General features: G+C 72.4%; 10 protein-coding genes and 1 pseudogene. 5 read left to right on the top strand and 6 right to left on the bottom strand.

What is annotated here, in order from left to right:
- Positions 1-354: pseudogene (locus E1291_RS43475) on the top strand (hypothetical protein); the annotation flags it as partial.
- Between the two features lie 424 nt (positions 355-778).
- On the opposite strand, the gene E1291_RS33625 reads toward E1291_RS43475, so the two are convergent.
- From E1291_RS33625 to hppD, 4 genes are all read right to left on the bottom strand, one after another.
- Positions 779-2,395, bottom strand: a complete 1,617-nt coding sequence (locus tag E1291_RS33625) for a M1 family metallopeptidase (RefSeq protein ID WP_131742107.1) — start codon at positions 2,393-2,395, stop codon at positions 779-781.
- Between the two features lie 216 nt (positions 2,396-2,611).
- A complete protein-coding gene (locus E1291_RS33630; protein ID WP_131742108.1) occupies positions 2,612-3,520 on the bottom strand; it encodes an RDD family protein in 909 nt (302 codons plus the stop codon).
- A gap of 103 nt (positions 3,521-3,623) precedes the next feature.
- Positions 3,624-4,547: an RDD family protein gene (locus E1291_RS33635; protein ID WP_131742109.1), complete on the bottom strand. Its 924-nt coding sequence runs from the start codon at positions 4,545-4,547 to the stop codon at positions 3,624-3,626.
- 130 nt (positions 4,548-4,677) lie between these two features.
- Positions 4,678-5,769 (bottom strand): 4-hydroxyphenylpyruvate dioxygenase, encoded by a 1,092-nt coding sequence (hppD, locus tag E1291_RS33640; protein ID WP_131742110.1) that lies wholly within the window; start codon positions 5,767-5,769, stop codon positions 4,678-4,680.
- A 149-nt stretch (positions 5,770-5,918) separates the two neighbouring features.
- On the opposite strand from hppD, the gene E1291_RS33645 reads away from it, so the two are divergent.
- Positions 5,919-6,434, top strand: a complete 516-nt coding sequence (locus tag E1291_RS33645; protein ID WP_131742111.1) for an Lrp/AsnC family transcriptional regulator — start codon at positions 5,919-5,921, stop codon at positions 6,432-6,434.
- 72 nt (positions 6,435-6,506) lie between these two features.
- Here the strand turns inward: E1291_RS33645 and greA are convergent, their stop codons facing one another.
- Together greA and E1291_RS33655 are read right to left on the bottom strand one after the other, a co-directional pair.
- A complete protein-coding gene (gene greA, locus E1291_RS33650; protein ID WP_131742112.1) occupies positions 6,507-7,007 on the bottom strand; it encodes a transcription elongation factor GreA in 501 nt (166 codons plus the stop codon).
- 207 nt (positions 7,008-7,214) lie between these two features.
- On the bottom strand, positions 7,215-7,601 hold the full coding sequence (locus tag E1291_RS33655; protein WP_131742113.1) for a DUF4307 domain-containing protein: 387 nt from the start codon (positions 7,599-7,601) through the stop codon (positions 7,215-7,217).
- Positions 7,602-7,791: 190 nt separating this feature from the next.
- On the opposite strand from E1291_RS33655, the gene mca reads away from it, so the two are divergent.
- Genes mca through E1291_RS33670 form a run of 3 tightly spaced genes read left to right on the top strand, consistent with a single transcriptional unit; the run spans position 7,792 to position 10,435 of the window.
- Complete coding sequence (gene mca, locus E1291_RS33660) at positions 7,792-8,652, top strand: mycothiol conjugate amidase Mca (RefSeq protein WP_131742115.1); 861 nt, start codon at positions 7,792-7,794, stop codon at positions 8,650-8,652.
- Positions 8,652-8,972: a hypothetical protein gene (locus tag E1291_RS43480; RefSeq protein WP_207401078.1), complete on the top strand. Its 321-nt coding sequence runs from the start codon at positions 8,652-8,654 to the stop codon at positions 8,970-8,972. Before mca ends, E1291_RS43480 begins: the two co-directional genes overlap by 1 nt.
- Before the next feature lie 44 nt (positions 8,973-9,016).
- Complete coding sequence (locus tag E1291_RS33670) at positions 9,017-10,435, top strand: low temperature requirement protein A (RefSeq protein ID WP_131742114.1); 1,419 nt, start codon at positions 9,017-9,019, stop codon at positions 10,433-10,435.
- The last annotated feature ends 149 nt before the right edge of the window (positions 10,436-10,584 follow it).

Raw genomic sequence — 10,584 nt, forward strand, 5'->3', positions numbered from 1 at the left:
CCCGCGCCGGTGACCGGCGCGACGGCGGCGCTCCGCCGCGACGGCGGACCCGCGGCGGGCGACGAGGGCTGTGGACAAGGTGAGGCCGCCCGCCGGGCCGCCGGAGCTCGCGGGCCCCTGGCCGCGGCGGACTCGGCACCGCTCGCCGACACGGCACCGCTCGCCGACATCAGCAGGATCACGGCGGCCGCCGCCGCGGTCATCCGTCCAGATGGCCCGTTCACCAGGCCGATCGTCGCGCCCCCGCCGCCCCCCGGGCACGCCGCCGACCCGACCTTGCCGTATTTATTGCAATCCCGGCTGTATCTATTGCAAGCACGGCCCACTGCGCTCGCCTGGCGGCTCGCTCCGTGACCGTGCTTGTGCGAGCGCGAATCGCTTCGCGATCTTCCCGGCGGGGCTCGCCTTCGGCGTCGCCCCGCCGGTCAGGTCGCGCGCTCGCGTGACGGCTGAGCACCGCGTTGGGGCAGGCCCTCGGTCCTCCCGGTGGGGCTTGCCTTCGGCTTTGCCCTGCTGGTCAGGGCGGGCCGGCCGCGTGATGGCCGAGGATCGCGGTGGGTCAAGGCTTCCTGGTGGGGCTCGCCTTCGGCGTTGCCGCGCTGCTTAGGGCGCGCTCGCGTGATGGCCCAGGATTGTGTTGGGCGGGTCCTCGGTCCTCTCGGTGGGGCTTGCCTTCGGCTTTGCCCTGCTGGTCAGGGCGGGCGGCCGCGTGACGGTGAGGGGCGCGTGGGGCAGGCTCTTGCGCTCGGGCTCGCTGGTGGATCGAACTGTGTGGGGCCTACTTGGCGGGGCGGCCTCGCTTGTAGAGCCAGGCGTTGAAGAAGGGGTCGAGGTTCTTGCCGGAGACGCGGTTCGCGACCGCGATGAACTCGGGGGTCGTGCCGGAGCCGTGCCTGCGTTCCTTCACCCAGGTTTGGAGGATCTTGAAGAAGGTGGCGTCGCCGACGCGCTTGCGGAGCGCGTGCAGTGTCATCCCGCCCCGGTCGTACACCGACCGGCCGAACATCTGCGCCCGGCCCGGGTTGCCGGTCGGGACGTCCCACAGCTCCCGGTTGTTCGCGTCGGCGTACCTCGTGTCGAAGGCCTCCTGCACCTTCTGGCCGCCGGACTTCTCGCCCCACATCCACTCGGCGTAGGTGGCGAAGCCCTCGTTCAGCCAGATGTCCTGCCAGCGCTTGATGCTCACGCTGTCGCCGAACCACTGGTGCGCCAGCTCGTGCGCGACGACCGTCGGCTCCAGCCCGAACGCCCCGTACACCGGACGGGTCTGCGCCTCCAGCGCGAAGCCCACGCCCGCGTTGTCGATCAGTCCGCCGGTGGAGGAGAACGGGTAGGGACCGAACCGCTTCGACCACTCCTCGGTGACCTGGGCGTTCAGCCGGTGGAAGGCGTCCACGTTCACCCCCGCCACCGACGGGTCCACCGCAGTGATCACCGGGATGCCGGTGGCCGTCCGGTCCGAGCGGACCTCGAACCTGCCGACGTCCACCGACGCCAGGTAGGTGGCCATCGGCTCCTTCACCCGCCACTTGCTGGTCGTCGTCAGCCGGTGCGCCGCCGCGGGCACGACCGACGGGATCCCGCCCCCCGGCGGCGTGCCGCCGCCCGGCCCACCACCGGGCCCGCCACCACCGGGCCCGCCACCGTCGCCGGGGCCGGGCTCACCGCCGCCGGGGCTGCTCACCGGCGGCGTTTCCGGATCGCCGTTGGCGATCGCCGTCAGCCCCTGCGGGACGGTGATCTCGAAGTCGAACGTCGCCTTGTCGCTCGGATGATCGTTGCTCGGGAACCAGGTGTGCGCGCCGCTCGGCTGGCACGCCACGAACACGCCGTCGGACGTGCGCACCCAGCCGTACTTGCCGAGGATCGGATCCGTCACCGGACGCGGCGTCCCCGAGTAGCGGACCGCGACGCTGAAGGTCGCGCCCTTCTCCAGGGCCTTCGCAGGGGTGATCTCCAGCTCGCTCCCGCCCCGCTGCTGCCGCGCCGGCGCGCCGTCCACCGTGACCGCCGCGACGTCCAGGCCGGTCAGGTCGAGGTTGAAGCGGGCGAGCCGCTCGGTCGCCGTCGCCGTGATCGTGGCCGTGCCGTCCAGCTCCTTCGCCGACCCCGGCGTGATGGCCAGCTTCAACCCGTAATGCCGGACGTCGTAGCCGCCGTTGCCGTCCCCGGGCACGTACGGGTCGCCCGCGCTGGTCGGCCCCGCCGGGCCGGTCGCGGCGGGCCCCCCGGGCGAGGCGCCGGACGGGTCGTCCCCGCCGTCGTCGAACGGCGTCCGGCAGGCGGCCAGCGACCCCGCGAGCGCGAGCACGGCGAGCCCGGCCGCACTCCGCGACGCGGTCAGCGGACGCCTGCGGTGGACCCCGGAGCGAGGGCTGAGCGACTTTCCGGCCATATGCACATCGCAAAGCCTGCCCGTGAGAGCCCCCATTTACAAAATCAGGGACGGTGATCGCAAGAGCTGATCACAAGCCCGGATGGGCTGACCGCGAGGGCGGCCCACCGTCCTCGCCTGGGGCCCCGGACCGTGACCGTCCTCGTGCGAGTGCGGCCGTGTCGATCGCCAGAGCGGCCCAGGGCGACGTTCCCGGCTCGCCGTGGCCTGGTCTGGTCAGCGGTGGGCGTAAGGATCGGGTTCGTAGGGATCGGCGTTGACGACGACGGTGTGCGCCACCTTGCAGTGCAGGGCCTGCTTGCGGCGGTCCCACAGGATCCACGCGACGTTGATCAGGCCGAGGCAGCCGCAGATCCCGCCGAGGACGGTGTAGAACGCCGAGCGTCCGGCGGCCTGGCCGCTGCTGATCGCCTGGCCGTCGTCCTCGCGGACGACACGGATCCGCACCACCTTCTTGCCCAGCGTCTGGCCCCACCTGGCGTGCATGAGCCAGTAGTAGAAGAAGCCCAGCACGATCCCGATCGCGTTGGACGTCGCCTGGCCGCCGCTCCACCCCCAGTTGTCGTTGTTCGGGTGGGCGACGCGGTCCCAGTTGATGAACGGCAGCGAGATCAGTCCGGTGACGATGCCGATGAGGATCCCGTCCAGGATGGCGGCTCCCAGTCGTGCCCAGCGGCTCGCCAGGCGCGCGGTGAGGTCGCCGTAACCGGCTCCTCCGCCGTAGCCGGGCGGTGTGCCGTAGGGCTGCTGCCCGTAACCGGGCTGCTGGCCGTAACCGGGCTGCTGCCCGTAACCGGGCTGCTGCCCGTAACCGGGCTGCTGCCCGTAACCGGGCTGCTGGCCGTACCCCGGTTGGTCGCCGTATCCCGGGTGCTGCTGGCCGTAGCCGGGTTGCTGTTCCTGTCCGGGCTGGTCGCCGTACCCGGGTTGCGGGCCGTGACCCGGTTGGCCTCCCTCGGGTGGACGGTCTCCGTACGGGTGGCCGCCATAGGGCCCCGGTTCGCCGGGCTGCTGCGGCCACCCGTGAGGCGGCTGCCCTTCAGAGGGCTGCCCGTGGGGCGGCTGTCCGGGCGGCCGGTCCTCCGGCTCCTCCCCGGGCGCGGGGTCGTTCGGCGGTTGCGTCATGCCGTCAAGGTGAGCCGCGCCGCCGCGGCTCAAACGTCGCCGCGCCCGGGGTGCCGGGAACGTTTACCCGCCGATGATCAAACTTTGCAGGGATCGCCGGGAATCAGCTTTTCGCGTAGGGATTGGAGGTCCACGGCGTGACCTTCACCACCACCGTCCCGGCGATCTTGTCGTGCACGGACTGACGCCGGGGGTCCCAGAGGATCCAGGCGTTGTCGAGCAGGCCGGCGAGTCCGACCACCCCGCCGAGCGGCCCGACGAGGTTCAGCACGGCGGTGCCGATGGTGAGCGCGTACACGAAGCCCTGCCGGGCCAGGACCTGGCCCCAGCTCACCGCGGAGCGGTCGTCGGCGCGCACGAGCCGGATGCCGGCGGCGCGCTTGCCGATCGTCTGGCCGTACCGCACGTGCAGGACCGTGTAGTACGCGAAGCCCAGCACGAACGCGATCGCGTAGCCCGCGAGCAGGCGCGGGATGTCATAGATGTCCGTCGCGTCGACGGTCGTGCCGGCGTCGGCGGCCTCCTTCAGCCGGTCCCAGCGGATGGCCTGGACGACGAACGGGACGGACACGACGCCGACGATCAGGCCGTCCAGCACCGCCGCGCCAAGCCGCGCGCCGCGTCCGGCCAGCCCGTCACCGGGACCGCCGTGCCCGAGCGGGGCGTAAGCGGGCTGGCCGTACGGGGGCTGACCCGGTGCCGGCGGGCCGTACCCGGGCTGCGCGTGACCCTGCGGGTCCTGGCCGGGCTGGGCCGGGGAGGGATAGGCGGGGAGACCGCCGTAGGCGCCCTGGTAGGGCGGCGGACGCTCCTCGGACGCCTCCGGGGCCGCGGTCTCGGCGGCCTGCGCGGAGGGGGCCGCCGAGGGAGCGCCCTCTACGGGCGGGGAGCCCGTGGCGTCCGGGGGCTGCCAGCCGTGGTCGGCCGGCTGCGGGTCATTGGGCGGCTGGGGATCATCGGGCGCCGAGGGATTATCGGCCGGCTGGGGGCTATTCGGCCGCTGCGGATTATTGGGCGGTTCGCTCATGGCGCTTCAGTGTGCCGGTCCCGGGGCCGTTCGCGGGAGGGGGCCCTTGCGCCGGGTCCCTCTCAGCGTCCGGTCCCGGACACGTCCGTGTCCGGGACCGGATCCCCCGATCACCGGGAGGCGCGGACCGTCACAGGTTCCCGCGACGCTCCTGCTCCCGCTCGATCGCCTCGAACAGCGCCTTGAAGTTGCCCTTGCCGAAGCCGAGCGAGCCGTGCCGCTCGATCAGCTCGAAGAACACCGTCGGCCTGTCCTGGACGGGCTTGGTGAAGATCTGCAGCAGGTAGCCGTCCTCGTCGCGGTCCACCAGGATCCGGCGCTTGTGCAGCTCCTCGATCGGGACCCTGACCTCGCCGATTCGCTCGCGCAGCTCCGCGTCCTCGTAGTAGGAGTCGGGGCTGTCGAGGAACTCGACGCCCGCGGCCCGCATCCGGTCGACCGAGGACAGGATGTCGTTGGTGGCCAGCGCGATGTGCTGCACGCCCGGGCCGCCGTAGAACTCCAGGTACTCGTCGATCTGCGACTTGCGCTTGCTCTCGGCGGGCTCGTTCAGCGGGAACTTCACCTTGCGGGTGCCGTCGGCGACGACCTTGGACATCAGGGCGGAGTACTCGGTGGCGATGTCGTCCCCGACGAACTCGGCCATGTCGGTGAAGCCCATGACGCGGTGGTAGAAGTCGGCCCACTCGTCCATGCGCTCGACGTTGCCCACGCAGTGGTCGATCGCCTGGAAGGACCGCTTCTCCGGGGCGTCGACGATCGGGGCGGCGGCCTCGAACCCGGGCAGGTACGGGCCGGTGTAGTTGGAACGGTCGACCAGCGAGTGCCGGGTCTCCCCGTAGGTGGAGATCGCGGCGATCGTCACCTTGCCGTGCTCGTCCTCCAGGACGTGGGGCTCCTCCACGCCCGTGGCGCCCTTGGCGATGGCGTGCCGGTAGGCGGCCTCCACGTCGGGGACCTCGATCGCCAGGTCGACGACGCCGTCACCGTGCTCGGCGATGTGCCGGCCGATCTCCGTGCCGGCCTTGACGGGGCCGCGGAAGACGAACCGGGCGCCGCCCGACTCCAGCACGTGCACCGCCTCGTCGGGGCTGCCGTTCTCCGGGCCGCGGTAGGCCACCCGGCGCATGCCGAAGGCGGTCGAGTAGTAGTGCGCCGCCTGCTTGGCGTTGCCGACGGCGAAGACGACGGCGTCCATGCCCTTGACCGGAAACTCATCCATGCCACCTAATTTCGACAATCGCCTACAAGGTGCGCAAGAGTGGCCGAAAACACTGGGCAGTATGTACAGTCGACAAGGGGGACCACCGGTCGCCCTGTACATCCTGACCACGTTTGACCTGGCCACGGGCGGGAAGCGGGGGCGGCGCCGTGCCGATCGACGAGCTGGACGGCAGGCTGATCGAGCTGTTCGCGGCGGAGCCGCGGGTCGGCGTGCTGGAGGCGTCCCGGCGGCTCGGGGTGGCCCGCGGCACCGTCCAGGCGCGCCTGGACCGGATGGCCCGCGACGGGGTGACCCGCGGGTTCGGCCCCGAGATCGACCCCGGGGCGCTCGGCTACGGCGTGACCGCGTTCGTGACGCTGCAACTGCGGCAGGCGGGCGGGCACGACCCGGTGGCGGCGCGGCTGGCGCAGGTTCCGGAGGTGATGGAGGCGCACACGATCACGGGGCCGGGCGACATGCTCTGCCGCGTCGTGGCACGGAGCAACACCGACCTGCAGCACGTCATCGACGTCATCGTGGACGTGGAGGGCGTGGAACGGGCGTCCTCGGTGATCTCGCTGGCCACGCAGGTGCCGTACCGGACGCTGCCGCTGGTGCGCGCCGCGGCCCGCGCGGACGGCGGGGGAGCGGCCCGGACGGCGAACGGCCCGCCGCCCCGGTGAGGGCGGCGGGCCGCAGGCTCCTCCCGGCCGGGAGACCGGCCGTCCCGGCGGGGCGGCGGTCGTCCCGCGGGCTCAGGCGGCGCCGTAGGGCGTCGCGTCGAGGATCTCGACGGTCATGCCGCGGCCGTTGGGCAGCGAGTAGGTGGCCTTGTCGCCGACCTTCTTGCCGTTGATCGCCGCGCCCAGCGGCGACTTCGGCGAGTAGACGTCGATGGGCGCCCCGCTCTCCTCGCGGGAGGCGAGCAGGAAGGTGACCTCCTCGTCGTCGCCCTCGAAGGCGATCGTGACGGTCATTCCGGGGCCGACGACGCCCTCGGTCCGCGGGGCCTCGCCGACGCGCGCGTTCTCCAGGATCCCCTGGAGCTGGAGGATACGGCCCTCGATCTTGCCCTGCTCCTCCTTGGCCGCGTGGTAGCCGCCGTTCTCGCGCAGGTCGCCCTCCTCCCGCGCCGCCTCGATCTTCTGAGCGATCTCGATGCGGCCCGGGCCCGACAGGTGGTCCAGCTCGGACTTGAGCCGGTCGTACGCCTCCTGGGTCAGCCAGGTGACGTTGTCAGCGCGGGTCTCGGTCACGGGTACTCCTCATCCACATGTTGCGATCTTCGCCCGCCCCCCGCCGGGGCGAACGCCACATCGACATGAAGTGCGGCCGGGTGAAACCTCAAGCCTATCCGGTGTGTGCGGGTAAAGGTTCCCTGAAGCGGGGGCACGCAACCGGCCAAACACGTTTCGGCGTCATGCGCGGTGAAGGGGGCCGTCAGGCCGCCCGGCCGGGACGCCTCACACCTTGCGGCAGTCCCGGACGCGCGCCCCGGTGGCCTTCCGCGGCGTCCGGAGCGTGTCACCGCGGGTGACGCTCGACTTACCGGCCGGTACCGTCACCTCCTTCTGGGCGAGCACCGCGAAGTTCTCGTCGAAGGCGTCGACGGTGCAGCGCACCTCGTCCCCCTTCCCCTTCGCCACCGAGTAGTTGATCTCCACCGAGGAGTCGCCGATGACGTCATAGGTGATCGTCTGCGCGGTGATGCCGGGAGTCTGGCCCACGTGCGCGGCCAGGATCCCGAACCCGCACGCCACCACGGCGGTCAGCACGCCGATGACGGCCAGCCCGAACCGGCCGCTCCGGGGCTCGGCGGTGGCCGCCGCTTCAGACACGCTCGTGGTCATGGCAGGGAATCTCCGTGCGAGGTGCGGACGTTGTCAGGGACAATTCTCGTCTGTCGTGGCGCGTGCTCCGCACCGGGGTCCGCCCTTCACGGTCCGTACAGTTCGCGAAGAGGGAGATCCCCAGGTGTCCGAGGTCATCGACGGTACGACGCTCGAACGGCCGGGCGGTGGCCCCGAGCCGCTGCGCCTGATGGCGGTGCACGCCCATCCCGACGACGAGTCGAGCAAGGGCGCGGCGACGATGGCCCGCTACGTCGCCGAGGGCGTCGAGGTGCTCGTGGTGACGTGCACCGGCGGCGAGCGCGGCGACATCCTCAACCCCGCGATGGACCGGCCCGAGGTCAAGGCCGACATCGGCAAGGTGCGCGAGCAGGAGATGGCGCGGGCCCGCGAGATCCTCGGGGTGGAGCAGCGCTGGCTGGGCTTCGTCGACTCCGGGTTCCCCGAGGGCGACCCGCTGCCGCCGCTGCCCGAGGGGTGTTTCGCGCTGGAGGCGCTGGAGACCGCGTCCGCGCCGCTGGTCGCCGCCGTCCGCGACTTCCGCCCGCACGTGATGCTCACCTACGACGAGCGGGGCGGGTACCCCCACCCCGACCACGTCAAGTGCCACGAGGTTTCGGTGGAGGCGTTCGAGGCCGCGGGCGACCCGGAGCGCTACCCGGGGACCGGTGAGCCCTGGCAGCCGCTGAAGCTCTACTACCACATGGGATTCAGCCGGGAGCGGACCGTCGCGCTGCACAGCGCGATGCAGAAGGCCGGGCTGGAGTCGCCCTACGACGAGTGGCTGAAGCGCTTCGAGGAAGAGGACGAGGCGCCCAAGTGGCCGCTGACCACGCGGGTGCCCTGCGCCGAGCACTTCGAGACCAGGGACCGCGCCCTGCTCGCCCACGCCACCCAGATCGACCCCGACGGCTTCTGGTTCGTCGTCCCGCTGGACGTCCAGCGTGAGGCATGGCCGACGGAGGACTACCATTTGGCCAGGTCCCTGGTCGACACCGAGCTGCCGGAGGACGATCTGTTCACCGGCATCCGGGAGAAGGTGTGTCTGTAGTGCTTCCACTGGCCATGCCGCTGAACGACGACACGGTGAGCCCGGGATTCCTCGGGTTCGGGGTGTTCGTGGCGCTCCTCGTCGCCCTGGTCTTCCTCATCCGCTCGATGAACAAGCAGATGAAGCGGATCCAGGCGCCGCGCGAGGCCGACCTGAAGCAGCAGGAATGGGAACGCGCCCAGGCCGCGAAGGCGGCGGGCGGGCCCGCCACGGGGACCAGGACCGACGCCAAGTCGGGTACCAAGTCCGGGCCGAAGAACCGGCCGGACGACGACACGGGCCGCACGGACGGCGGCGGGTCCGCCGGCGACGGCGCCTGATCCGCCGCACCCACCACAGGACGACCTGAAGGACGGGGCCGCCCATGTCCGAGCAACTGTCCGAGCAGGCGTCCGGGCAGGCGGCCGGGGGCCACGCCTCGCTCACCGCCGCGTCCGGAGGCCGGCGCGCCACCCGGACGGAGGTCCTGCTGCGGCCGCGCGGCGGGCAGGGAAGAGAGCAGGGCGGCGGGCAGGGGGGCGGGCACGGCGGCGGGCAGGGGGGCGAGCAGGGCGCCCGGGTCACCTTCTTCGAGCTGTTCTTCGACCTGGTCTTCGTCTTCGCCATCACCCAGCTGTCGCACCGGCTGCTCGAACACCTCACGGTCCGCGGCGCCGCCGAGACGCTGCTGCTCCTGCTCGCCGTCTGGTGGGCGTGGATGTACACGTGCTGGACCACCAACTGGTTCGACCCCGACCATCCGGCCGTCCGGCTGATGCTGGTCGCGGTGATGCTCGCCGGGCTGTTCATGGCGGCGATGCTGCCCGGCGCGTTCGCTGACAAGGGCCTGTGGTTCGCCGCCGCCTACACCGGAATCCAGGTCGGCCGGACGACCTTCGTCGTGGTTTGCACCCGCGGGCACGAGCTCGGCCGCAACTTCCAGCGGATCCTGTTCTGGCTGGCGCTGTCCGCCGCGCTGTGGATCGGCGGCGCCTTCGTCGACGATCCCGGCGCCCGCGCCGGGCTCTGGCTGACCGCGGTCGCGCTGGAGTACCTCGCGCCCTGGCACGGCTACGCGACGCCGCTGCTCGGCCGCTCCAGCACCGCCGACTGGACGATCGACGGCGGCCACATGGCGGAGCGCTCGCAGCTGTTCATCATCATCGCCCTGGGCGAGTCGGTGCTGGTCACGGGCGCGACGCTGGGCGGCCGCACGCCGTCGGCCGCGGTCGCGGCGGGCTTCGTCGCGGCGTTCGCCGGCACCGTCGCGCTGTGGTGGATCTACTTCGACCACACCGCCGAGGCGGCGGCGGAGCGGATCGCCGGGTCCGCCGACCCCGGGCGGCTCGGCCGCTCGGCCTACACCTTCATCCACATCCTCATGGTCGCCGGGATCATCGTCGGCGCGGTCGCCGACGAGCTGGTGATGGCGCATCCCGGCGGGCACGTCTCGCGGGCGTTCGCCGCCGTCGCGCTCGGCGGCCCGGCCCTGTTCGTCGCCGGGCACGCGCTGTTCAAGCGGGCCGTCTTCGGGCACTTCACCCGCGCACGCGCCGCCGCGCTGCTCGTCCTCGCCGCGCTCGCCGGGCTCGCGCCCGTCCTCACCCCGCTGGCCCTGCACGGCTGCGCGGCGGCCGTCGTGGTGGTGCTGGCGCTGTGGGACGTGCGCGCCTACCGGCTCGCGCACCGCGACGCCGCCCGGGTCCCGCTGCCGGGACAGGTGGCGGGACAGCTACCGGGACACGCGGCGCCGTCCGGGACGTTCGCGGACCCGCCCGGCGAGGAGCGCGCGACCGGCCGCTGACGGCGCGGGTTGGACCCGCCCATGCCGGGGAGGACCCCCGGCATGGGCGCGAACGCCGAGGACGCCTACCGGAGCCTTCCGCCGCCGGCCGCCCGGCTGCTGCGGCTGCTGTGCGCGATGCCGGGCGGCCGGAGCGGCGGGGCGGCCGG

Origin of the sequence: Actinomadura roseirufa, from assembly GCF_900659635.1 — a bacterium.
GTDB classification, from domain to species: domain Bacteria; phylum Actinomycetota; class Actinomycetes; order Streptosporangiales; family Streptosporangiaceae; genus Spirillospora; species Spirillospora roseirufa.

Coding starts and splice junctions, on each gene's coding strand:
- E1291_RS33625 (WP_131742107.1), bottom strand. CDS start 2,395: ATGGCCGGAAAGTCGCTCAGCCCTCGCTCCGGGGTCCACCGCAGGCGT.
- E1291_RS33655 (WP_131742113.1), bottom strand. CDS start 7,601: ATGACCACGAGCGTGTCTGAAGCGGCGGCCACCGCCGAGCCCCGGAGC.
- E1291_RS33630 (WP_131742108.1), bottom strand. CDS start 3,520: ATGACGCAACCGCCGAACGACCCCGCGCCCGGGGAGGAGCCGGAGGAC.
- mca (WP_131742115.1), top strand. CDS start 7,792: ATGGCGGTGCACGCCCATCCCGACGACGAGTCGAGCAAGGGCGCGGCG.
- E1291_RS33670 (WP_131742114.1), top strand. CDS start 9,017: ATGTCCGAGCAACTGTCCGAGCAGGCGTCCGGGCAGGCGGCCGGGGGC.
- hppD (WP_131742110.1), bottom strand. CDS start 5,769: ATGGATGAGTTTCCGGTCAAGGGCATGGACGCCGTCGTCTTCGCCGTC.
- E1291_RS33635 (WP_131742109.1), bottom strand. CDS start 4,547: ATGAGCGAACCGCCCAATAATCCGCAGCGGCCGAATAGCCCCCAGCCG.